Source organism: Thermaerobacter subterraneus DSM 13965 (assembly GCF_000183545.2).
Taxonomy (GTDB): domain Bacteria; phylum Bacillota; class Sulfobacillia; order Thermaerobacterales; family Thermaerobacteraceae; genus Thermaerobacter; species Thermaerobacter subterraneus.
Map to the genome: position 1 here is coordinate 1,198,854 of NZ_JH976535.1, position 22,798 is coordinate 1,221,651.

The 22,798-nt window shown below is 71.5% G+C and carries 17 protein-coding genes; 5 read left to right on the plus strand and 12 right to left on the minus strand.

Annotated elements, in window-relative coordinates; translation table 11 throughout:
- Window positions 1-79 precede the first annotated feature (79 nt).
- The 11 genes from THESUDRAFT_RS04975 to mobA form a co-directional block, all read right to left on the minus strand.
- A complete protein-coding gene (locus tag THESUDRAFT_RS04975) occupies window positions 80-1,123 on the minus strand; it encodes an ABC transporter ATP-binding protein (RefSeq protein ID WP_006903649.1) in 1,044 nt (347 codons plus the stop codon).
- A complete protein-coding gene (locus tag THESUDRAFT_RS04980) occupies window positions 1,120-2,259 on the minus strand; it encodes an ABC transporter ATP-binding protein (protein ID WP_006903650.1) in 1,140 nt (379 codons plus the stop codon). The genes THESUDRAFT_RS04975 and THESUDRAFT_RS04980 overlap by 4 nt, the downstream gene beginning before the upstream one ends.
- 35 nt (window positions 2,260-2,294) lie before the next feature.
- A complete protein-coding gene (locus THESUDRAFT_RS04985; RefSeq protein WP_006903651.1) occupies window positions 2,295-4,025 on the minus strand; it encodes a gamma-glutamyltransferase family protein in 1,731 nt (576 codons plus the stop codon).
- Window positions 4,026-4,083: 58 nt separating this feature from the next.
- Complete coding sequence (locus tag THESUDRAFT_RS04990; RefSeq protein ID WP_006903652.1) at window positions 4,084-4,611, minus strand: chromate transporter; 528 nt, start codon at window positions 4,609-4,611, stop codon at window positions 4,084-4,086.
- 130 nt (window positions 4,612-4,741) lie between these two features.
- Window positions 4,742-5,668, minus strand: coding sequence for an ABC transporter permease (locus tag THESUDRAFT_RS04995; RefSeq protein WP_006903653.1), 927 nt, complete (start codon window positions 5,666-5,668; stop codon window positions 4,742-4,744).
- Window positions 5,668-6,624 carry an ABC transporter permease gene (locus THESUDRAFT_RS05000; protein WP_006903654.1) on the minus strand — a complete coding sequence of 319 codons (957 nt, stop codon included), beginning with the start codon at window positions 6,622-6,624 and terminating at the stop codon, window positions 5,668-5,670. The genes THESUDRAFT_RS04995 and THESUDRAFT_RS05000 overlap by 1 nt, the downstream gene beginning before the upstream one ends.
- Window positions 6,625-6,772: 148 nt before the next feature.
- Window positions 6,773-8,419 carry an ABC transporter substrate-binding protein gene (locus THESUDRAFT_RS05005; protein WP_006903655.1) on the minus strand — a complete coding sequence of 549 codons (1,647 nt, stop codon included), beginning with the start codon at window positions 8,417-8,419 and terminating at the stop codon, window positions 6,773-6,775.
- 129 nt (window positions 8,420-8,548) lie between these two features.
- Window positions 8,549-9,391, minus strand: coding sequence for an IclR family transcriptional regulator (locus tag THESUDRAFT_RS05010; RefSeq protein ID WP_006903656.1), 843 nt, complete (start codon window positions 9,389-9,391; stop codon window positions 8,549-8,551).
- 252 nt (window positions 9,392-9,643) lie between these two features.
- Complete coding sequence (locus THESUDRAFT_RS05015) at window positions 9,644-10,627, minus strand: NAD(P)H-quinone oxidoreductase (protein WP_006903657.1); 984 nt, start codon at window positions 10,625-10,627, stop codon at window positions 9,644-9,646.
- A gap of 201 nt (window positions 10,628-10,828) precedes the next feature.
- Window positions 10,829-12,154 carry a phenylacetate--CoA ligase family protein gene (locus tag THESUDRAFT_RS05020; RefSeq protein ID WP_006903659.1) on the minus strand — a complete coding sequence of 442 codons (1,326 nt, stop codon included), beginning with the start codon at window positions 12,152-12,154 and terminating at the stop codon, window positions 10,829-10,831.
- A gap of 406 nt (window positions 12,155-12,560) precedes the next feature.
- Window positions 12,561-13,277, minus strand: a complete 717-nt coding sequence (gene mobA / locus THESUDRAFT_RS05025; protein WP_006903660.1) for a molybdenum cofactor guanylyltransferase — start codon at window positions 13,275-13,277, stop codon at window positions 12,561-12,563.
- Between the two features lie 409 nt (window positions 13,278-13,686).
- Between mobA and fdhD the strand changes: the two genes are divergently transcribed.
- The 3 genes from fdhD to THESUDRAFT_RS05040 all read left to right on the plus strand — a co-directional run bounded on the left by fdhD (window position 13,687) and on the right by THESUDRAFT_RS05040 (window position 19,418).
- Window positions 13,687-14,580 (plus strand): formate dehydrogenase accessory sulfurtransferase FdhD, encoded by an 894-nt coding sequence (gene fdhD / locus THESUDRAFT_RS05030; RefSeq protein ID WP_006903661.1) that lies wholly within the window; start codon window positions 13,687-13,689, stop codon window positions 14,578-14,580.
- 163 nt (window positions 14,581-14,743) lie between these two features.
- Window positions 14,744-17,062, plus strand: coding sequence for a molybdopterin-guanine dinucleotide biosynthesis protein MobB (locus THESUDRAFT_RS12175; protein ID WP_006903662.1), 2,319 nt, complete (start codon window positions 14,744-14,746; stop codon window positions 17,060-17,062).
- The gene (locus THESUDRAFT_RS05040; RefSeq protein ID WP_006903663.1) at window positions 17,046-19,418 is read left to right on the plus strand and encodes an FdhF/YdeP family oxidoreductase; all 2,373 of its coding nucleotides are present in this window, start codon (window positions 17,046-17,048) and stop codon (window positions 19,416-19,418) included. The genes THESUDRAFT_RS12175 and THESUDRAFT_RS05040 overlap by 17 nt, the downstream gene beginning before the upstream one ends.
- A 212-nt stretch (window positions 19,419-19,630) precedes the next feature.
- Here THESUDRAFT_RS05040 and THESUDRAFT_RS05045 read toward each other — a convergent pair whose 3' ends face one another.
- Window positions 19,631-20,179 carry an RNA-guided endonuclease InsQ/TnpB family protein gene (locus THESUDRAFT_RS05045; RefSeq protein WP_242823357.1) on the minus strand — a complete coding sequence of 183 codons (549 nt, stop codon included), beginning with the start codon at window positions 20,177-20,179 and terminating at the stop codon, window positions 19,631-19,633.
- Between THESUDRAFT_RS05045 and THESUDRAFT_RS14295 the strand changes: the two genes are divergently transcribed.
- On the plus strand, window positions 20,063-20,488 hold the full coding sequence (locus THESUDRAFT_RS14295) for a hypothetical protein (RefSeq protein WP_242823395.1): 426 nt from the start codon (window positions 20,063-20,065) through the stop codon (window positions 20,486-20,488). The genes THESUDRAFT_RS05045 and THESUDRAFT_RS14295 overlap by 117 nt on opposite strands.
- A 665-nt stretch (window positions 20,489-21,153) precedes the next feature.
- Complete coding sequence (ltrA, locus tag THESUDRAFT_RS05050; RefSeq protein ID WP_207635440.1) at window positions 21,154-22,407, plus strand: group II intron reverse transcriptase/maturase; 1,254 nt, start codon at window positions 21,154-21,156, stop codon at window positions 22,405-22,407.
- Window positions 22,408-22,798: the final 391 nt, after the last annotated feature.

Sequence of the window (22,798 nt, forward strand, 5' to 3'; positions counted from 1 at the left end):
GGTGGCGCGACGGCCGCCCGTCCCTGCAGGCGAAAGCTCACGGCGGTGGCAGGGCGGTGCTTTGGGGTAGGGCGGGGGCTTACCCGGCCGTCCGGCCGAGAGCCTCCTCGGCAAAGTGGCAGGCCACCCAGTGGCCGGGCCGGACGGCCCGCCAGGCCGGTTCTTCCAGCCGGCAACGCTCCCGGGCCAGCGGGCAGCGCGTGTGGAAGCGGCAGCCGCTGGGGGGCCTGGCCGGGCTGGGGACGTCGCCCTGCAGGACGATCCGCTCCCGCCGCCGCTCGGGATCGGGCTCGGGGATGGCCGACAGCAGGGCCTGGGTGTAGGGATGGGCCGGCCAGGCATACAGCTCGTCGGCGCCGGCCAGTTCCACCAGGCGCCCCAGGTACATCACGCCCACCCGGTCGCTGACGTGGCGCACCACGTTGAGGTCGTGGGCGATGAACAGATAGGTCAGCCCCAGCTCCCGCTGCAGTTCCATGAGCAGGTTGAGGATCTGGGACTGGATCGACACGTCCAGGGCGCTGACGGGCTCGTCGCACACGACCAGGCGCGGGTTGAGGGCCAGGGCCCGGGCGATGCCCAGCCGCTGGCGCTGGCCGCCCGAGAACTCGTGGGGCAGCCTGCGGGCGTCCTGCGGCGACAGGCCTACCCGTTCCAGGAGCTCGGCCACCCGCCGCTGGCGCTCGGCCCGGGGCACCCCGTGGACCACCAGGGGCTCGGCCACGATCTGCCCCGCCGTCATCCGCGGGTCCAGGGAGCCGAAGGGGTCCTGGAAGATGATCTGCATCTCCCGGCGCAAGCGGCGCAGGGACGCCGGTGGCACGCGGGTCAGGTCCTGGCCGCGGTAGACGATCTGCCCGGCCGTCGGTTCCTGCAGCCGCAGGATGGTCCGGCCCAGAGTGGTCTTGCCGCAACCGCTCTCGCCGACCAGTCCCAGGGTCTCCCCCTGGCGGAGGGTGAAGGAGACGCCGTCCACCGCCCGGATGAAGCCCTCGACCCGTCCGAAGAGCCCCCGCCGGATCGGATAGTACTTTTTCAGGTCGCGCACCTCGAGGAGCGGTTCGCCGCCGGCTAAGCCTTGCAAGCGTTGTTCCTGGGGCGCGCTGGCCAGCGCTGCGTTCACCGGGCCGTCACCTCCCGAGCCTCTTCGACATGAACCCAGCACCGCGCGCCGTGGCCGTCCCCCAGCTCCACCCAGGGCGCCGGTTGCTCCCGGCACACGCCGCGGGCTTCAGGGCAGCGCGGTGCGAAGGGGCAGCCCGGAGGCCTCCGGGACGGGTGGGGCACCACCCCTTCGATGGCCGGCAGGGGGGCCTTCCGCGGCGTATCCCGGCGGGGGATGGAGCGGAAAAGACCGGCGGTGTAGGGGTGCCCCGGGCGGCGGAAGATGGCCTGCACGGGACCTTGCTCGACCACCTCGCCGGCGTACATCACCACCACCCGATCGGCCATCTCGGCCACCACGCCCAGGTCGTGGGTGATGAACAGGATGCTGGTCCCCAGCCGGGCCTGCAGGTCCCGGAGCAGGTCCAGGATCTGGGCCTGGATGGTCACATCCAGGGCCGTGGTGGGTTCGTCGGCGATGATGAGCTGCGGCCGGCACGCGATGGCCATGGCGATCATCACCCGCTGCCGCAGCCCGCCCGAGAGCTCGTGGGGGAACTGGTCCAGGCGCCGCTCGGGATCGGTGATCCCCACCTGGCGAAACGCTTCCAGCGCCAGCTCCCGGGCTTCCTTCCGGCTGCAGCGCCGGTGGGTGCGGATGGCCTCCGCCACCTGCTCCCCGCAGGTGTACACGGGGTTGAGGCTGGTCATGGGTTCCTGGAAGATCATGGCGATGCGATTGCCCCGGATCTGGCGCATGGCCCGCTCGGAAGCCCGGGCCAGGTCCTGGCCCTCGAAGAGGATCCGGCCGCGCCGGATCTGCGCCTGCGGCTCGGGCAGGAGCCGCATGATGGACAGGGCCATCACGCTCTTGCCGCACCCGCTCTCACCCACCAGGGCCACCGTTTCCCCGGGGTTGACATCGAAGGTCACGCCACGCACCGCATCAAAGGGCCCGTCCTCGGTCCGGAAGCGGACCCAGAGATCGTCCACCGCCAGCACCGGGGCGGTGGAACCGGCCCGCCGTTCCGCCGCCATCTCCCGGCCGGCCTCCCCCCGGCGCCCGGCCTCGCCTCCGGAGGCCGGTGTGTCCCGGCCCGGCCGGTCCGGTGGCGCCCCGCCCGGCGGCGGGGTGTGAGCCGCCTGCATCCTCATGCCGCCGCACCTCCTCCCGGTGCAGGTTCGTTCCGTCAGAAGCCCAGCGCCACGCCGCCGTCCCGCGGGTCCGCCGCGCCCTCGTAGACGCCGCCCTCCAGCACCCGGATCAGCATGGCCGAGCCGCCGGCCGCCCAGGGGCCGATCCCGCGCAGGACGTGGCCGCGCTGCAGCAGCTCCGCCGCCGTCTCGGCCGGGAAGCGGGACTCCAGGCGCAGCTCAAGGGGCGCCTTGAGGTTGATGGGATCGGTCCCGGGGAAGCTGGTCCAGCGGGGTGCCGCCACCGCCTGGTAGGCGTTGAGCCCGAAGTCCAGCACGTTGACCAGCACCTGGAGGTTCCACTGGGGCTGGCCGTCCCCGCCGGGGGTGTTGCCCACCAGGACCAGCTCGCCGTCGCCCGAAGGCCGCCCTGCATCGTGCCGGGAGCTGCCGGCACCCTGCTCCGGGGCGGCGGGCTGCGGGTGACCGCCCTCCGGGCCTTCCGGATCGTGGGATTGCGGCCGGGTCACCAGGTAGGTGTTCAGGGTGTGCATGGTCCGCTTGCCGGGTGCGAGGCCGTTGGGGTGCTCCTCGCTGAGGACGAAGCCGCGCCCGGCCCGGTTGTTCATCAGAAAGCCGGTGCCCGGCACCATCACGCCCGCACCCCAGAGGGCGGAGATGCTGTGGATGAAGGAAACGGCGTTCCCCTCCCCGTCGACGGCGACGAAGGACGTGGTGTCCCCGTCCAGGTCGCCCCCCGAGGGGGCGTTGTTGGCCCGCCGGAGGTCGAGATCCTGGCGGCGCCGGGCTGCGTAGGCCTTGCTGATCAGCTTCTCCACCGGCGCCTTCACGAAGCGGGGGTCGCCCAGGTAGGCGTTGCGGTCCGCAAAGGCCAGCTTCTTGATCTCGACCAGCAGGTGCACCACGTCGGGATCGGTGGGCGACCCGCCGGACAGGTCGAAGCCTTCCGCCAGGTTCAGCATTTCCAGGAGGATCAGGCCCTGGGACGGCGGTGCCGTTTCGAAGACCCGGTATCCCCGGTAGGTGGTGACCAGGGGCCGGTAGACCTCCACCTCGAAGGCCGCCATGTCCTCCGCGGTCAGCAGGCCGCCGGCGGCGCGGGACGCTTCGCCGATGCGGCGGGCCAGGGTTCCCTTGTAGAAGCCCTCGGCCCCTTCGGCCAGCACCTGCTCGAAGCTGCGGGCCAGGTCGGGGTTCTTCAGGATGGTACCCGGCCGGGGGCGGGAACCGGCGGCGAGGAACACGGCGGCTGCGGCGGGATCCTGCGCCAGCTTGTCCGCCCCGGCGGCGATGTTGGCTGCCAGCCGGGCGTCGATGGGGAATCCTTCCCGGGCGTAGCGGATGGCGGGCGCCCAGACCTCTTCCAGGGGCAGCGAGCCGTACCGGGCGTGCATCTCCAGGTAGACGCCCACCGCACCGGGAACGGCCACCGACCACCAGCCTTCGAAGGGCATCTCGGTGTAGCCGGCGGCCCGGTACCGTTCCACGCTGGCGGCCAATGGAGCGGGGCCGCTCCCGTTGAAGGCCGTCACGGTGCGGGTGCGCGCGTCGTACACCAGGGCGAAGGCGTCACCGCCCAGCCCGCACATCTCGGGCATGGTCACGCTGGTGACGGCGGCCATGGCCAGGGCGGCGTCCACGGCATTGCCGCCCCGCAGCAGCATCTCCAGCCCGGCGGCGGTGGCCAGGGGCTGGCCGGACGCCACCATGCCGCGGGTCGCCCACACGGGCCGGCCGGGATCCGATGTGAGGGCGGGATCGATCACGGGAGCTCACCTCACCGAGCCTGTTTTTTTGTGGAAGGCTTTTGCGGCGCAGGCGCCGCTAGATCCGGAACACGGCCCCGGCGACCAGGGCCAGGGCCACCACCAGGGCCGGGTTGACGCCGGCGAAGAGCAGCACGGTGCTGGCGACGCCGACCACCCATGTGGCCACACCCGGGAAGGAGCGGGTGCCCAGGTCCCATGCCACCTGCAACATCAGGGCCACCGCCACCGGCTTGACCGCATTGAGGGCTCCCGCCACGGCGGGAGAGTGGCGGTAGGCCTGGAAGACGCCGACCAGGGCGATCATGGCGATGGCCGTAGGGGCCACTGCCGCCGTGACGGCCACGAGAAGCCCCAGCAGCCCGGCGACCTTGAAACCGATGAAGGCGGCCAGCTTGGTGGCGATGGGGCCCGGCAGGGCGTTGCCCAGGGCCAGGGTCTCGGCGAAGCCCGCTTCATCCAGCCAGTGGTAGCGATCGACCACCTGCTCCTTGATGAACGGCACCACGCCCGGCCCGCCGCCGAATCCCAGAAGGCCGCTCTGCCCGAAGGCGACGGCCAGTTGCCATAATCGCTCCCACGACACCGGGGTCCCTCCTCCTGCCATCCGTTGCGTGCGATCTTCCCGGCGCGGCCGGGCGGGCGTACCGCCCGGCGTGCCTCAAGGGCGCCGGCGCCTCAGGGGCGGGCCGCCCACAAGGTACGGGCACACCGTCTCAGGACCGAAGGCGCGGATCCAGCAGGTCGCGCAGCCCGTCGCCCAGCAGGTTGAACGCCAGCACCGTGACGAAGATGGCCAGGCCGGGCCAGTACGCCATCCACGGCGCCACGTGCAGGTATCCCTGGGCGGTCCTCAGGTCGTAGCCCCAGCTGGGATCGGGCGGCTGCGTACCCAGGCCGAGGTAGCTCAGGCTGGCCTCGCTGATCACGGCGGCGGCCAGGCTCAAGGTGGCCTGGACCAGCACCGGGCTCAGGATGTTCGGCAGGATGTGGCGCCCGATCTGCCACAGGTGGCCGGCGCCCACCGCCCTCCCCGCTTCCACGTATTCCAGTTCCCGCACGGCCAGCACCTGCCCGCGGACCAGCCGGATGAAGGTGGGCGAGAGGCTGATGCCGATGGCGATCATGGCGTTGCCGAAGCTCGGACCCAGCACGGCGGCGATGGCCAGCGCCAGGACCAGGGACGGGAACGCCATCAAGGCATCCGTCAGGCGCATGATGCACCACTCGTCCCAGAAGCCGCGGAAGTAGCCCGCCACCACGCCGATGGGCAGGCCGATGGCCAGGGCCAGCCCGACGGAGATGAGCCCGGCCATTAGCGACACCCGGGCGCCGTAGATCAGCCTGGACAGAATGTCGCGGCCGAGCTCGTCGGTGCCCAGCGGGTGCCGGGCCGACGGCGGCTGGAGGATGGCCCCGTAGTCGGGTTCAGCCGGGTCGTAAGGAGCCAGCAGCGGGGCCAGGACGGCCACCACCACCAGCAGGGCGACGACCACGGCCCCCAGGGCGGCCAGGCGATGGCGGACGAACCGGCGCAGCAGCCGCCGCCATCCGGCGGCCGGGCGGCCGGCGGGGGCCGCCGCTGCCGCCGGGGGGGCACCGCCGGGTTCCGGTACCGGCAGGGGCTCGGGGTGCAGGCTCATCACCGGCTCCCTCCCGTGACCTTGATGCGCGGATCGAGCCATGCGTAGAGGATGTCGACCACCAGGTTGACCAGGACCACCAGCGTGGCGGCCACCAGGACGGCTCCCTTGAGGGTGATCAGGTCGCGGCTGTAGATGCTGTCGACGATCAGGCGGCCGAAGCCGGGGATCACGAAGATCTGCTCGGTGATCACCAGCCCGCCCAGCAGCCCGGCCAGCTGCAGTCCGCTGACGGTGAGCACGGGGACCAGCGCGTTGCGGGCGGCATGGCGGACGATCACGCCCCAACCGCCCAATCCCTTGGCCCGGGCGGTGCGGACGAAATCGAGCCGCAGCACCTCCAGCAGGCTTGAGCGCATCATGCGCATGAGGACCGCCGACTCCCGCAGGCCGGTGACCACGATGGGAAGGATCATGGTCTTCAGGTTCTGCACCGGATCCACGGTGATGGGCACGTAACCGGACGCCGGCAGCCAGTTCATCCGCACGGCGAAGAAGATGATCAGCAGCAGCCCGAGCCAGAACTGGGGCATGGACAGGCCGGCCAGCGCCAGCACCGTGCCCGTGTGGTCCACCGCCGTACCCTGGCGGGTGGCGGCCAGGATCCCTGCCGGTATGGCGACCAGGGTGGCCACCAGCATGGCCCCCACGGCCAGCTCGACCGTGGCGGGAAGGCGCTGGGCGATCAGGGTGGTGACGGGCGTCCCGTCGACCAGGGACCGGCCCAGATCCCCGCGCAGGACCCCGGCCAGCCAGGTGAGGTACTGGACGTGCAGGGGCCGGTCGAGGCCGTGGGCACGGTTGAAGGCTGCCACGGCTTCGGGCGAGGCTTCCGGACCCAGGATGGCCCGCCCCGGGTTGCCCGGCACCACATGGATCAGGACGAAGACCAGCAAGGTGACCAGGATGAGTACGGGAAGGCTCAGCAGCAGCCGGCGAGCCACAAACTGAAGCAAAGGTTCACCTCCCCTCGCCGGGGCGGGGCGAAGGTCGCCCCGCCCCGGCGACTCCGGGTGCTGGGAGTACCGCCAGGGCCCGGGCAGCCGGGGCAGCCCAGCGGGACCCGGGCCCTGGCGGTTGGGACGGCGTCGGCGCCGGCCGGGGTCACCGCACCTTGGTCAGGTTCTCCGTGCGGATGATCCCGTCGGGATAGTTGACGAAGCCCTGGATCTGGGCCGAGTACGCCTTGACGTTCTTCGGGTAGTACAGGTAGATGTACGGCGCGTCCTGATGAACCTGCTCCATGACCTGCCGGTACAGCTCCACCCGCTGGTTCATGTCCAGGACCTGCCGCGCCTCGTCGAGCAACCGGTCGACGCCGGGGTTGCTGTAGCGGGAGTCGTTCTGGCTGCCGCCGGTGTACAGCCACGGGTAGATGTTCCCGTCAGGGTCCGGGCGGCCGCTCCAGCCGAGGGCGGCAGCCTGGAAGTTGCCGTTATCGGTGTCGTCCAGCAGGCTGCCGAACTCGACCTGCTGGATCTCCATCTGGATCCCCGCGTCGGCCAGCATGTCCTTGATGACCTGGGCCACCTGCTGGGTCACGGGGCCGGTGGCCGTCTTGAGGGTGAACTGGAAGCCCTCGGGGTGGCCGCCCTGGGCCAGGAGGGCCTTGACCTGGTCCAGATCGCGCTGGGGCGGTTCCCCGGAAGCGGCCGCGGCGGGACTGGACGGCGGGAAGGGACCGTACCCGGGTTCCGCCGTCTCCTGGAAGACCACCTGCACCAGGGTGGACCGGTCGATGGCCAGGTCCACGGCGCGGCGCAGGTAGGGGTTGTTGAAGGGCTCCTTCTCGGTGTTGAGGTAGATGCCCTGGAAGCCCAGGCCGGGCCCGATCTCCACCTTGAGGTTGGGGACCGACCGGAGGTCGGCGATGGACTGGGCCGGGACGGTGTCGATGATGTCCAGCTGGCCGGCCTTCAGGTTGACCACCTTGATGTTGTCGTCGGTGACCACCTTCCACACGATCCGGTCGGCCTTGGGGAGGCCCTCCCGCCAGTAGTCCGGGTTCTTGACCAGGACGATCTGGTCGCCCTTGATCCGGTTTTCAAACTTGAAAGGGCCCGTCCCCACGGGGTTCTGGCCGAACTGGTCGCCCGCCTCCTGGATGGCCGTGGGCGAGCCCATCATGCCGGCCCGGTCTGTCAGGGTGTAGAGCAGCGGGCTGTACGGCTGCTTCAGGACGATGCGGACGGTGTAGTCGTCCACCTTTTCCACCCGGTCGACGGCCGACAGCTCGCTGTAGCGGGCCGAATCCGGGTTCAGGTACCGCTGCAGATTGAACACCACGGCGTCGGCGTTGAAGGGCGTGCCGTCATGGAAGGTGATGCCCTGGCGCAGCTTGATGGTATAGACCGTGCCGTCCTCCGACACCTCGGGCAGGGACTCGGCCAGTTCGGGCACCACCTGCAGGTTTTCGTCCAGATCGTACAGCTTGTCGAAGATGCTGTTCTGCACGTAGCGATCGACCAGGGCGCTGGACATGGCGGGGTCCAGGTTGGGCGGGTCGGCGTTGATGCCGATGGTGATGGTCACCGGCCCGCCGGCGCCGCCCTGCGCCGGCGGCGCGGAAGTACCTTCGCCGCCACCGCCGGTGGCGCCGCCGCCGCATCCCGCCAGGATCAGTACGACGGCCGCTGCGAGGGCCAGCACCCGCTGCCGGGCGCGGGGATGCGCGCCGGCCTGTGCCGCCGGGCGCCGGGTCCGGATCCGACGGCCCACCAGCCATGTCACCATCTGGGCGATCCGGGGCATGATAGGGCCTCCTTTCCTCCAAGGGGAAGACATTGGGTTCGCCGGGTTCGCCGCACAGAGACCGCACAGAGACATAGGGGTTCACGCCGGCCGGCTTCAACGGGCCGCCGCCCGCCCGGGCGCAAGACGTCAGGGCAGGGATGGGTTCGACGCTCGTCTCCGCTGCCCGGGCCGGGCCGGTGGCCAGGGGGCCGGCCAGGTCCCCTGCCACCCCAGGAGGCGGCTCAGCTCCCGGGCGGCATCCTGAACGGCGGCCACCATGGCGGACGCGGGGCGGTGCGCCAGCCGCTGCCGGGGCCCGGCGATGCTGATGGCTCCGGTCACCCACCCGTACGCATCGAAGACGGCGGCTCCGAAAGCCTGGATGTCGACTTCCACCTCGGAATCGCTCTCGGAATAGCCGCGCCGGCGAATCTCGGCCAGGTTGGCCAGCAACTGCTCCCGGTCGGTGATGGTGCGGGGCCCCCGCCGCACGAAGTAGGGCGAGCGCAGGTAGGCGTCGATCGCCTCCTCGGGCAGATAGGCCAGGATGGGCTTGTTGGACGCCCCGGAGTGCAGGGACGCAAACCGGCCGACCTCCGCCGCCATTCGCACGGGATGAGGGCTGTCCACCTTCGCCAGGCAGATGCTGCGCCATCCGGCCTGGACCATCAGGATCGACGTTTCGCCGCTGGCTTCGGTGACCCGCCGCAGCAAGGGCAGGGCCAGCCGGGCGATGTCGAGCCCGTTCTCCGCCATCCGCCCGGCCACCAGCAGGGCGGGGCCCAGCCGGTACCGGCGGGTGACCGGGTCCTGGATCAGGTAGCCATGCTCCTGAAAGGTGGCCAGGATCTTCGACACCGTGCCCTTGGGGAGCCCGGCGGCCGCCGCCAGCTCCCCGACGCTCCACTCGGGGTGCGAGGGGGAGAACTGCTGCAGCAGGCGCAGGGCACGCCCCAAGGACTGTATGGTCGAGCGTGGCGCGGCCCTCACCTCCCCGCCACCGCCCGGTGGCGATTTTCGTTTCCTAATACGAAACGGTGTTTCTCTCCCGGGAGATTGGATTCGCCTATTCGCGCCTTTCGCTGCGATTCCTGCTCGGCCACCCGGTTTCTCGACAAAAAAAAGACGGTTCCCAGCGCGGGAACCGCTGGAACGCGGGGCCGCGGCCCGGGCCGGGACGGCCGCGGCGGAAAGGGGTGCGGGGGACCCTGCCTGGGGACGGGCCGCCCGCCGGCGGTGCCTTCACTCGACCCGCAGCACGATCTTGCCCGTGTTGCGGTTGCGCTCCATGTAGCGGTGGGCTTCGCGGACCTGATCCCAGGGGAAGATGCGGTCGATCACCGGCCGGATCGCTCCGGAAGCCAGCTTGGGCAGGTACCGCACGGCGAACTCCCGGGTCAGCTGCACCTTGTATTCTGCGCTGCGGGAGCGCAGCGTGGTGCCGGTGATCTGCAGGCGCTTGCCCATCAACCGGCGCAGGTCGAAGCGGTCGACGACCCCGCCGCCCATGGTGGCGATGAGCACCAGCCGCCCGTCCATGCCCAGGCAGTCCAGGTTCTGTTCCCAGTAGGGCGCGCCGACGAAGTCCAGGATGAGCTGGACCCCGGCCTGGCCCGTGGCTTCGCGTATGACGGGGGCGAAGGGCCCGAGCTTGTAGTTCACCGCCACCTCGGCGCCCAGCTGCCGGCAGGCCTCCAGCTTCGGCTCGGTGCCGGCCGTCACCGCCACCCGGGCGCCCGCATCGCGAGCCAGCTGGATGGCGGCCGTGCCCACGCCGCTGGCCCCCGCATGAATGAGGACCCATTCACCCGCCTGCAAGCCGCCGATCCAGAACAGGCACTGGTAGGCGGTGAGGAAGGCCTCCGGAATGGCCGCCGCCTCTTCAAAGCTGAGGTTGGGCGGGATGGGCAGGGCCATGGCCGCCGGAACGGTGACGTACTGGGCGTAGCCGCCCCCGGGGAGCAGGGCGAACACCCGGTCCCCGGGGTGCCACCCCTCGCAACCCGTGCCCAGCGCCACCACCTCCCCGGCGGCCTCCAGGCCCAAAAGGGGGCTGGCCCCGGGGGGTGGCGGGTACATGCCCCGCCGCTGCAGGATGTCGGCCCGGTTCAGGGCCGTCGCCCGCACTCGCACCAGCAGCTCGCCGGGTCCGGGCTCGGGGTCGGGAACTTCTCCCATCACCAGGTTTTCTACCCCGCCCGGTTGTCGCACCAGGATGGCTTTCATCACCGAACCTCCCCACGCGGACGGTCCTCTTGCGGGCGGGCCCCGTCGCCTTCCTCCCCTTGCCGGAAGACGCGGCCCTGTCCGGCCGTCACCAGTCGCCCGTCCGCCGCCCGGCGAACCTCCAGCCGGTAAAGGGCCGTCCGCCGGCCGCAGTGCTCCTCCCAGGCCTCGGTCACCAGGCGGTCTCGGCCGGGCCGGACTTCACCCGCTCACCTGGCGGCGGTCGACCACCCGGACGGCCTTCCCTTCACTGCGGGGAACCGACCCCGGCGCCACCAGCCGGACCGCCACCTGCAGGCCCAGGGCTCCGCCCAGCACGTCTTCCACCTGCTCCTGCAACCGCCGGGCCGCCTCGGCCTCGGGGTCGAACCCGCCCCAGGCCGCCGTGACGGCGGGCGCCGGTTCGACCCACACCTCGATCCGGTCCAGGACGCGGCCCCGGTCGACGACCAGCTGGTAGTGGGGCGCCAGCTCGGGAATCCGCAGGAGCTGGTACTCCACCTCCGAGGGGAAGACGTTCACTCCCCGCACGACCAGCATGTCGTCAACCCGGCCCTTGACGCGGCTCATCCGCACCAGGGTGCGGCTGCAGCGGCAGGGTTCCGGGTAGAGGGCGGCGATGTCGCCCGTGCGGTAGCGGATCACCGGGAAGGCCTCCTTGGTCAGCGAGGTGAAGACCAGCTCCCCGTACTCGCCGGGGGGAAGGGGCTCGCCGGTGCTCGGGTCGACCACCTCGGGGAGGAAGTGGTCCTCGTTGATGTGCAGGCCGTCCTTCGCCTCCCGGCACTCGCAGGCGACCCCCGGCCCGATCACCTCGCTCAGGCCGTAGATGTCCACGGCGTCGATGCCCAGGCGCTCTTCCAGGGCCTGGCGCAGCGACTCGGACCAGGGCTCGGCGCCCAGGATGCCGTACCGCAGGCTGGTGGACCGGGCGTCCAGGCCGTGTTCGTCCATGTAGTCGGCCAGGTTGAGCAGGTAGGAGGGGGTGCAGGCGATGCCGTGGGGTTGCAGGTCCTGGATCAGAAGAACCTGCCGGGCGGTGTTGCCGCCCGAGGCGGGAACCACCGTGGCGCCCGCCCGCTCGGCACCGGCGTGCAGGCCCAGGCCCCCGGTGAAGAGGCCGTAGCCGTAGGCATTGTGCAGGATGTGGCCCGGCTCGCCGCCGGCCATGCAGAAGCAGCGGGCGACGCACTCGGCCCAGACCTCCAGGTCGTGGCGGGTGTAGCCCACCACCGTGGGCTTGCCCCGGGTTCCCGAGGAGGCGTGGATCCGGGTGACCCGGTTCAGGGGCTCGGCGAAGAGGCCGAAGGGGTAGTGGTCCCGCAGGTCCTGCTTGGTCATGAAGGGCAGGCGGGCCAGGTCTTCCAGGTGGCGGATGCTGGCCGGCGTGAGGCCCCGCTCCTCCATGCGCCGGCGCACCAGCTCCACCCGCTGGTATGCCCGCTCCACCGTGGCCTGAAGCCGCTCCAGCTGCAGGCGCCGCAACGCCTCCCGGGACGCGGTCTCCCCATCCCGGTCCCAGATCATGACGATCCCTCCCGTGACGCTGCCGCCCGCCGCCCCCAGGCCGGAGGGCGGCGATCCCCAGCGGGGACTTCACCGCCCGGGGCGGGAGCCCCTGCCCAGGGTGGTAGTCCCTACGCGTGGCGGGAGCCCCTGCCGGGGCGGGGCAGGGGGGGGAGGGGGGCGTTGCGGGGCGAGGGCCGGTGGGGAGGCGGTGGGGTGGACCGGCCGAGGGCTGGTGCGACCTCGGTCGGGGGTGCTCCCGTTACACACGGTGCAGGCCGCCGGGCGTTGTGAGGTGCTCCAGGTCCCGCTTCTCCGCTTGGTGGTCGCTGGTGGCGTGATGGCACTGCCGGTATCCGCTCCGGGATGCGTGAAAGGCCGTCACCACCCCAGGTCTGGCCCGCGGCGCCCCAGCTGCACCAGGCCGTTAGGGGGTGGGCGGGCCGGCGGGAGGGGACATCCGGCGGATCCAGGTGTCCCAGTCGTCTGGGGTGTTCAGGTTCGTCAGGGAGGAGAGGGCTGGGTCGATCTGGCGCAGACGGTCTTCGGTCACCCAGAGCACCCGCAGGTCGGGTTCGTCCAGCAGGGACCGGAGGGGCCCGCCCCCTTGCTCCAAACGGCGCCGGGCCCGGGGCGCCAGGCACCGGGAGTAGACGGCCAGGAGGGGTTCGGGGCGCCCATCCCGCAGGGGGACCACCGCGTCGGGCGGGTCGCCGGCGGCAGCGGCCGCCAGCGCCTCACCGAGTAGAAAACGGCCCACCGCAGGGGTCAGGCCGGGCATGTCGCAGGCGACGAACAGGCCGTAGGGGTAGGCCATGGCCTCCAGGCCCGCGTGGAGACCGGCCAGGGGCCCCCGGCCCGGGTAACGGTCCAGGACCAGGGGCAGGCCCAGGCCACCATAGCGGCCGGGGGGCCGGTCGACCACCAGGACCTGGGCGCAAAAGGAGGCCAGGATGCTTGCCAGGTGGACGATCAAGGGGCCGTCCGGCGTAGGGAGCAGGGCCTTGTCCCGGCCCATGCGCCGGCTGAGGCCGCCGGCCAGGATGACCCCGGCGGCGGGCAGCGGCCCCGCCTTCTTGACGCCGGTAGTAGGCAGAGGCCTCACCTCTTGGTTTCCGGGATGCGGCGGGTGAAGCCGGTTCATCCAGTTCCCTCCCCCTGGTCCGGGTTCCGCTCCCCTTCGACCCAGTTGCCCTGGGGATCCCAGGCCCCGGAACCGCTCTTCCCCTGCCCCCGGATGGGCGAATCCCCTTGCGCCCTCTGACCCTCTGGCAATTCTTTGCCGGCCGGAAGCCCGTCCCTCCGGCCGGGTTTGGACATCCGGCACCCTCGGGGGACAGGACCTTGCGCGCCTGGATCCTTCTGGTAAAATGAAGATTAACGTATGCACCGTAGCGGGGCAGGCCCTCAAACCACAGGCCAGCAGCTCCCACCGCGGGGCGGCGCTTGCCGAGCGGAGGCGGCCCAGGGACCCCGGCCCGGCTTGGGGTGCCGGGGCCGGGTTGCATGAGGCCTGGCAACACCGCGTACACCTCTGGGGGAGGGGAACGGCGGTGGAGGCGGTGCGGACCAGCACGGTCCGCCGGCGGGTGCAGCGGTGGCAGCAGGGCCGCTGCCGGTGGGCGGACGACGTGCTGGTGACGGAAGAGCCACTGGAGATCCGCCTGCGCCCGGCCGGCCAGGCCGACCCGGTGCGGGTGGCCGTGACCATGCGGACGCCGGGGCACGATTTCGAGCTGGCGGGCGGGTTCCTCTTCACCGAAGGACTGCTGGACGATCCCCACCAGATCCAAGCCATCACCTATTGCACCGACCCCGACGTGGACGGCGACCAGCAGTACAATATCGTCAACGTCTGGCTGCGGCCGGGCGTGACCGTCGAACCACGGGCGCTGCAACGGAACTTCTACACCACCTCCAGCTGCGGCGTCTGCGGCAAGGCCTCGCTGGAGGCCATCCACAGCCGGGGGGCCTGCGTCCTGCCGCAGTCCCAGGAGGCCATGGTCCGGCCCGAGGTCCTGGCGACCCTGGGGGAGACCCTGCGCCGGCAGCAGGCGCTGTTCGACCGCACGGGCGGGCTGCATGCCGCAGCCCTCTTCGACCTGGACGGGCGGCTCCTGGCCCTGCGGGAAGACGTCGGCCGCCACAACGCCACCGACAAGCTCATCGGCCACTTCTTCCTGCAGGGGCGGACGCCCCTGGCCGGCACCATCCTCATGGTCAGCGGCCGGGCCAGCTTCGAGATCGTGCAGAAGGCGGTGGTGGCCGGCATCCCCGTGGTGGTGGCCGTCTCCGCCCCGTCCAGCCTGGCCTGCGACGCGGCCCGCGAGTTCGGCCTGACCCTGATCGGCTTTGCCCGGGGCGACCGGTTTAACGTCTATACAGGGGCTGCCCGGGTGGGCCAGCCCGCCTCGACCCCGGGCGAGGCCGGCGGTCGAACCGGCTGAGCCAGCCGGGCTTGTGCGGTCTGCCGGCCGGGCATGCCGGCCGGGCAAGGTCTTCCGGGCGAAGCGGGAGGACCTCAGGGGCTACCGGCCCGGCCGGGTCTGCCGGGGGAGACTGGACAACCGGCTGCCGGAAGGTGCCCGCGGACCTGTAGGAGGCGCGACCGTGATCCCCCTGGACCAGGCCTTCGCCATCCTGCTGAAGGCCGCCGTGCCCGTGCCCGCCGAGCAGGTGCCGGTGGTGCGGGCGGCGGGCCGCATCGCCGCCGGGCCCGTCAAGGCGCCCTGGCCGGTGCCGGTGGCGCCGCGGGTGATGATGGACGGCTTTGCCTGCCGGGCCACCGACCTGGCGGGTGCGGCACCCGGGCGGCCCACCCGGCTGCGGCTGGCCGGGCGCCGCTGGGCGGGGGTGGAGGCGGGGCGGGGACCCGGGACCGCCGGGCCTGGCGAAGGCGCTGGGGAGAAGCCCGGAGGGCCGGTGGCCGGGCAGGAGGTGGGGGCGGGCCAAGCCTGGCAGGTGTCCACCGGCGCCCTGCTGCCGCGGGGGGCGGACGTGGTGGTGCCCATCGAGCAGGCCCGCCGGGCGGGCGAATTCGTCGAAGTGGCGGCCCCCCTCCCGGCTGGACGCCACGTGGCCCCGCCAGGGGAAGACGTCCTGCCCGGCCAGCAGCTGGTCGCAGAGGGCGAGCGGATCACCCCGCGGAGGGCCGGCCTGCTGGCTGCCGCCGGTGTGGGCTGGGTGAAGGTCCGACGCCGGCTGCGGGTGGTGCTCTTCGCCACCGGGGACGAGCTAGTGCCGGCGGGCCGCTGGTCACCTCCGGCCCAGCCCGCCGCCGTACCTGACAGCAACCTCCTCACCCTGGCCGCCGCTCTGGAGGCCCTGGGCTTCCTGGTCGAGGCGGCCGGCATCCTTCCCGACGTACCGGCCGCCCTGCGGGCGGCCTTCCAACGGGCGGCCGCCGCGGGCGCCGACGTGGTGATCACCACCGGCGGCGTGTCGGTGGGCCCCCGGGACCGGGTGGCCCGCGCCTGGCTGGATCTGGGCTGCCGCCGGGTGCTGGGCCGGATCGACTTCAAGCCCGGCGGACCCTTCTTCGCCGGGCGCCTGGAGCCGGTGTGGGCGGTGGGATTACCGGGGAGCCCGCCGGCCTGCCTGGCCGTCTTCGAGGTGCTGGTGCGGCCCTTCTTGCTCCGCCTGGCCGGGCAGCGGGCCGTTGCCCGGCCGGTGGTGCGGGTGCCCCTGGCCGGTTCCTGGCCCCGGGGAAGCGACCGGACCCGGGTCCTGTGGGCCCGTCTGGACCGGTCGGCAGGGACCGTGGAGCCGCTGGTGCCCGCCAGGGGGCGGCTGGTGGGTGTGGGCCAGGCCAATGCCCTGCTGTTCCAATGGGCCGGGCAGCCGGTGCCGCAGCCGGGGGACCGGGTCGAGGCGCTGGATCTGGAGGCGGCCGAGGACCGGGACTGGCCGGACTGGTTCCCAGCGGCCCGGGACCACCGGGCCGGGTCCACCGGTGCCAATGCCGGTGCCAGTGCCGGTGCCGGTGCCGGAGGCCGCGGCCATCGGGCCCGGCCCGGCGATGCTGGGAGCCCCGATGACCGGGACTTGACCGCCGTGAGCGGGGGCGGGGATCGCTCGCAAGCCCTCCCCGCTGCCGCTGGGCCCGTCACCGCTGGGCTACCGCCGGTGGTGGCCGTGACGGGCCGCTCGGGCAGCGGCAAGACCCAGGCGGCGGCCGGGCTCATCGCGCTGCTGGCGGCCCGGGGCCGGCGGGTCCTCGCGGTGAAGCATACGGCCCATGGTTTTGCGCTGGACGTTCCCGGCAGCGACAGCCAGCGGCTGGCGGAGGCGGGGGCTGCGGCCGTCGCCCTGGTGGGGCCGGGCGAAGCCGCCCTGCGCCTGCTGGGTCTTGAGGCCACAGGCCCGGGTTGCACCGTCATGGGCTCAGGCGCTGGGGCCGGACCGGCAGGCGCCGGCGTCCCGCCTTCCCCGGGGACGGCAACCCCGGATGGCCGCGCCAGCTCGGCCCCCGGCTGGACCCGCTGGATTGCCCGGCTGGTAGCGGCCTACCGGCAGCTGGCCGGCGAGTTGCCCGATCTGGTGCTGGTGGAAGGGGGCGCCGGAGCCGGCTGGCCCGAGATCGTCACCGGCCACCCCAAGACCGAACCGGCAGGGGAGGTGATCACCCGGCTGCCGCCGGGATTCGGCTCGGCGGAGCTGGTGGCGGCGGCCGAGGCTTTGGAACGGTGGCTCGCCGAGCAGGCCCACGTCCTGCCACCACGGGCGGCAGCCCCCGCCCTGCCGTTGAGGAGGGCGGCCCCCGCTCTACCGCCGGGGACGGCGGCCACTGCCTTGCCGCCGGGGGCCGGGGTCGCCGGGCCACGCAGCGGAGCGCAGGACGGGACGGAACGGGTTGGAACGGCTTCAGGCAATGGAACGGGGCCGGCGTGGCCCCGGGAAGGGAGGGACGGTCATGGCGGCGGAGCTTGAGCCTGCCTCCGGTGCAGCCGGCCAGGAGCCCCAGCAGCGGCCGGGCGCCGGCAAGGGACGGCGCCGCCGGTTCGACCGCAGGAACTGGGCCGGGCTTAACCGCAGGAACTGGGCCGGGCTTATGCCCTACGGCGTGGGCCAGCAGCGGCCCAATCACTACCTGGAGATCCTCAAGACCATCTGGGAGAACCGCGACCAGCTGGGCTACGCCTGGCGGATCCTGCGGGACGGCTGCTGCGACGGCTGCTCCCTGGGCACCAGCGGCATGCGGGACTGGACCATCGACGGGATCCACCTGTGCACCATCCGGCTCAAGATGCTGCGCCTGAACACCATGCCGGCGGTAGACCCGCGGGTGCTGGAAGACCCGGCCGCCCTGCGCCGCTTGACCAGCCGCCAGCTGCGGCAACTGGGACGGCTGCCGTACCCCATGGTCTGGCGCAAGGGCGAGCCGGGGTACCGGCGGGTCTCCTGGGATGAGGCCCTGGATCTGATCGCCGGCCGCATCCGGCGCACCATCGAACGCGACCCCGACCGGCTCTACTTCTACATGACCTCCCGCGGCATGCCCAACGAGGCCTATTTCGCGTTCCAGAAGGTGGCCCGGTTCCTCGGAACCAACAACATCGACAACGCCGCCCGCATCTGCCACGCGCCCAGCACCTCGGCCCTGGCCAAGACCATCGGCTACGGCGCCACCACCGTCTCGTACAAGGACTGGATCGGTTGCGACCTGATCGTGCTGGTGGGGACGAACCTGGCCAACAACCAGCCCGTGACCACCAAGTACCTCTACGAAGCCAAGAAGGCGGGGACCCGGGTGGCCGTGGTCAACCCCTACCGCGAGGAGGGGCTGGAGCGCTACTGGGTTCCCTCCAGCGTGGAGAGCGCCCTCTTCGGCACCCGCATCATGGACGAGTTCTTCCAGATCAACCAGGGCGGGGACGTGGCCTTCTTCAACGGGGCGCTCAAGCACCTGGTCGAGACGGGCCGCCTCGATCATGCCTTCATCCGGGAGCACACCGCGGGCTTCGACGAGCTGGCGGCCTTCCTGCGGGAACTGTCCTGGGAGGAACTGGAGCGGTCGGCAGGCACGACGGCGGCGGAGATGCGCCGCTTTGCCGAACTCTACGCAGGGGCCGGTACCTCCATCACCGTCTGGAGCATGGGCGTTACCCAGCACCGCCACGGCACCCACAACGTGCTGGCCATCTCCAACCTGGCCCTGGCCCTGGGCCGGATCGGCAAGCCCCACTGCGGCCTGATGCCCATCCGCGGGCACTCTGGAGTCCAGGGCGGGGCGGAGATGGGTGCCGTGCCCAACAGCTACGGCATGGGCCGGCCCGTGGGCGATCCGGCCACCATGGAGGCGATGAAGGCCATCTGGGGCTTCGATGTGCCGGCCCGGCCGGGGCTGACGGCCACGGCCGCCATCGACGCCATGTACCGCGGGGAGATCGACGTGCTCTACTCGGCGGGCGGCAACTTCCTCGAGACGCTGCCTGACCCCGCCTACGTCCGGGCGGCCCTGGAGCGGGTGCCGGTGCGGGTCTTCCAGGACATCGTGATCAACCCCATGATGCTCCTGGACCCGGCCCAGGTGAACGTGATCCTGCCCGGGGCGACCCGCTACGAGACGCCGGGGGGCGTCACCCAGACCACCACCGAGCGGCGGGTGATCTTCAGCCCGGAGATCCCCGGGCGCCGCATCGGCGAAGCCTGGCCCGAGTGGGAGATCCCCGTCCGCATCGCCGAGCGGGTCGATCCGGCGCGAGCGCACCTCATTCGTTACGAAAACCCCCAGCAGATCCGCGAGGACATCGCCCGCACGGTGCCCCTGTACGACGGCATCCAGCGCCTGCGGCAAAAGGGCGACCAGTTCCAGTGGGGCGGACCCCTGCTCTGCGCGGGGAACCGGTTCAACACCCCGGACGGCAAGGCCCACTTCGTGCTGGCGCCGCTGCCCGAGCAGGACGTACCCGAGGGCCGGTTCCGCGTCGGCACCCGCCGGGGCAAGCAGTTCAACAGCATGGTGTGGGACGAGGTGGACCCGCTCACGGGTGCCCGCCGCGACCAGGTGTTCATGGCCCGGGAAGACGCTGAGCGCCTGGGGCTGAAGGACGGGGATCCGGTCCTGCTGCGTTCGGATCACGGCGAGTTCCGCGGGCGGGTGCGCATCAGCCGCATCCGGCCCGGCAACCTGCAGGTTCACTGGCCCGAGGGGAATGTGCTGATCCCCACGGGTGTCTGCGACCCGTACTGCGGGGAGCCGGATTACAACGCCATCTGCGAGCTGGTGCCGCTGCGCCAGGGGGATGCGGCGGCACCGGCGGCAGGAACGCCGGCGGCACCATGACGGGGGCCGGGGCGCCCGGCTCCCGCGGCGGCCCCCTGGGCCGCATGTTCTGGGCTGCCCTGTCCGATTACATCGGCCGTAGGACCGTGTTCCTCACCATGTTCGGGCTGCAGGCGGTGCTCTTTGCCCTGCTGCCCTCCCTGCGCACCCGTTACCTGAAACATCGTCATCTGTTTCAGGCAGCCGATCCTTGCGGATCAGCGGTGCCGGTCTTACCCGGCCGTGCGCCGGTGCCGGCTTCCCGCTTCCTCCGGGATCGCCTGCCTTGCGGCAGGTCTTCCATCCCGTCCACGGGCGCTTTCCGTCTCCGGGCCACTCCCGGCGACGGCGGCCGCCAGGGCCGCGAGATTGCGGGCTGCGTTTTCGTCCCGGTCGAGCACGAGCCCGCATTCCTCACAGCGGAAAACGCGCTGCGAAAGCGGCAGCGACGGCTTGACCGCACCGCACCGCGAGCAACGCTTGCTGCTGGGATCGAAGGGCGGCGCTTCGACCAGGACCGCCCCGTGCCAGGGACACTTGTAGCTGAGCTGGCGGCGGATCTCCGCCAGGGCCGCATCGGCCAGCGCCCGCGCCAGCCGGCGGTTCTTCCCCATGCCCGCCACGTGCAGTTGTTCAACCACCACCACGCCGTAGGTGCTCGCGAGGTGGTGTGTCAGCTTGTGAAGGGCATCCTGGCGGAGGTTCCGGGCTCGCGCATGGATCTGGGCCAGCCGGCGGCGGGCCTTTTGCCACCCCCGGCTGCCCTTCTGGCGCCGGGCCAGGGCGCGGCCCTGATCGCCCTGTGTTACGGCGGCGGGTTCGGGACCATGCCTTCCTGGAGCGCCGACTACTTTGGGCCCCGCTATGCGGGGAGCATCTACGGGATCATGCTGCTGGCCTGGGGGCTCCGTGCCATCCCGAGCCCGCTGATGATCGCCCGGGTGCGGGAGCTGACGGGCACTTACACCACCGCCCTGTATGTCATCGCCGTGGCGATGCTGGTGGCACTGGTGCTTCCGCTGGTGGCGCGGCCGCCGGTGGCAGGTGCGCGGAGGGCGGCGACGGGGACGGCGCAAGCGGCGGGATCCTGATCGGCGGCGGGAGCGGCTGCTCGGGCACGGATGGGAGCGGCCGAGAAAGTACGGGTCCGGATCAACAAGGAGACGGTGGGCCCGGCGCCGAAAGCCGGGCCCACCGCTGTGCGCCCGGCATGGGCGAGTGCTAAGGGGTGAAAGTCCCCTGCGGAGGGTGGCCCCGTACAACCGCTAGCCGAAGGCAAGGGTGCCCGTGGCGACGCGGGATCCGAAGGAAGCCGGAGGCAAAGTTGCGACCCGACGACCAGGAACCGCGGGTGAGGCAGCGCCGTTTGGGCGAGCTGGCAAGGCACGGCGAAGCCCGAGATGGGCCGAAGGGCGGCGCTGTAAACGCGGCGGGTGTGCGACGAAAGTACTCGTCCTTACCCGGGGAGGCCTGCCGGCAGGCCAGCATGGATGGCAACCCGCGACCGCAAGGCGCGGCTGAGCCGGCAGGAGTCAGCAGAGGCCATAGTACCGCTGGCAATGCCGGCGGGAAGGGCCGAACGTCGAGTCCGGGAGGGTGCGGGCGCGTTCGCGCCGGGTGCAAGGAGAGCAGCCAACCCGAGAGGGTCTCGCTCAGGAGGCGGTGGTGAATCCCTCCGGGGCCTGTGCGAGAGCGGAGCACCTGGCCGGGACAGACCGGCGACCCCCCCAGCGGAGGGCGTGGTAGTGTGGACCTGATGGAGCAGGTGGTGGCCCGGGAGAACATGTGGGCCGCCCTGCGACGGGTGGAGCAGAACCGGGGCGCACCGGGCGTCGACGGCATGACCGTCGAGCAGTTGCGCGGTTTTCTGCGGGAGCAGTGGTCGCAGGTGCGTGCCCAACTGCTGGCGGGAACCTACAAGCCGCAGCCGGTCCGCCGGGTGGAGATTCCCAAGCCCGGGGGCGGCACGCGCTTGTTGGGCATCCCGACCGTCCTGGACCGCCTGATCCAGCAGGCTTTGCTGCAAGTGCTGACGCCGATCTTCGACCCCGATTTTTCGGAGCACAGCTACGGCTTTCGGCCGGGGCGCTCCGCCCATCAGGCGGTCGAAGCCGCGCGCCGGCACGTCGAGGAAGGCTACACCTGGGTGGTGGACCTGGATATCGAGAAGTTCTTCGACCGGGTCCACCACGACGTCCTCATGGCCCGGGTGATGCGGAAGGTCGCGGACAAGCGCGTCCGGATGCTCATCCGCCGCTACCTGCAGGCCGGCGTGATGGTCGGCGGGGTGAAGGTGCGGACGGAGGAAGGTACGCCCCAAGGCGGCCCCCTGAGCCCGCTTTTGGCCAACATCCTGCTGGACGAGCTGGACAAGGAGCTGGAGCGGCGGGGACACCGCTTCGTCCGTTACGCGGACGACTGCAACATCTACGTTCGCTCGGAACGGGCGGGGCACCGGGTCATGGCGGGAGTGCGACGCTTCCTCGAAAAGCGGCTGAGGCTCAAGATCAACGAACAAAAGAGCGCGGTGGACCGGCCCTGGCGACGCAAGTTCCTCGGCTTCAGCATGTACCGCGGCCGGGAAGGCATCCGCCTGCGCGTGGCCCCGCAAACGGTGCAGCGGCTCAAAGACCGCATCCGCGGCCTGACGAGCCGGACCTGGCCGGTTTCCATGCCCGAGCGCATCCGCCGGATCAATGCCTATCTGCGGGGCTGGCTCGCTTACTTCCGCATCGCGGACATGGCGGTCCTGCTCCGCAACGTGGAAGGTTGGCTCCGGCGACGCTTGCAGGCGTGCCTTTGGAAGCAGTGGAAACGGCCGCGTACCCGGTTGCGGGAACTGCGAGCCCTGGGCCACCCCGAGTGGCGGGTCCGGCAGTGGGCCCTGTCACGACGCGGGTACTGGGCCATGGCCGGTGGCCCGCTCAACAGCGCCCTGGGCAAGCCGTACTGGCTCGCCCAGGGGCTGCTGAGCCTCACTCAATGCTACCACGAACTTCGCCGTGCTTGACGAACCGCCCGGTGCGGACCCGCATGCCGGGTGGTGTGAGGGGACGGGGCCTTCACCGGCCCCTCCTACTCGATTTCTATGCACCCGCCTGATAGACCGCCGCGTGGTGCCGGAGCGTATTCATGAGCACACTCTGCTATTTCTATGCCCGTCACGGCAATGCGGCCGTTGCCGCCGGCCTGCTTTTCCACGAAGTCACCCCCTTGACACCTCTTGCAAGAGCAATTAAGCTGGCTCCAACAAAGTTGCCATAGGGCAACTCTTTTCCGGTGACACAAAACACCGGTCTTTTTCGGCCCGAGATTTGCATCCATGCAAAATTCTTATCCGGGAACAAAATTAGGAATGAAGGAGCTGGGTCGCGGTGGCTAGCGACGGGGGAAGGGAACGA

Excerpts from the sequence above, each read along its gene's own strand:
- THESUDRAFT_RS05005 (WP_006903655.1), bottom strand. The coding sequence starts at position 8,419 with ATGCCCCGGATCGCCCAGATGGTGACATGGCTGGTGGGCCGTCGGATC.
- THESUDRAFT_RS04995 (WP_006903653.1), bottom strand. The coding sequence starts at position 5,668 with ATGAGCCTGCACCCCGAGCCCCTGCCGGTACCGGAACCCGGCGGTGCC.
- ltrA (WP_207635440.1), top strand. The coding sequence starts at position 21,154 with ATGGAGCAGGTGGTGGCCCGGGAGAACATGTGGGCCGCCCTGCGACGG.
- THESUDRAFT_RS05015 (WP_006903657.1), bottom strand. The coding sequence starts at position 10,627 with ATGAAAGCCATCCTGGTGCGACAACCGGGCGGGGTAGAAAACCTGGTG.
- mobA (WP_006903660.1), bottom strand. The coding sequence starts at position 13,277 with ATGAACCGGCTTCACCCGCCGCATCCCGGAAACCAAGAGGTGAGGCCT.
- THESUDRAFT_RS04980 (WP_006903650.1), bottom strand. The coding sequence starts at position 2,259 with ATGAGGATGCAGGCGGCTCACACCCCGCCGCCGGGCGGGGCGCCACCG.
- THESUDRAFT_RS05020 (WP_006903659.1), bottom strand. The coding sequence starts at position 12,154 with ATGATCTGGGACCGGGATGGGGAGACCGCGTCCCGGGAGGCGTTGCGG.
- THESUDRAFT_RS05040 (WP_006903663.1), top strand. The coding sequence starts at position 17,046 with ATGGCGGCGGAGCTTGAGCCTGCCTCCGGTGCAGCCGGCCAGGAGCCC.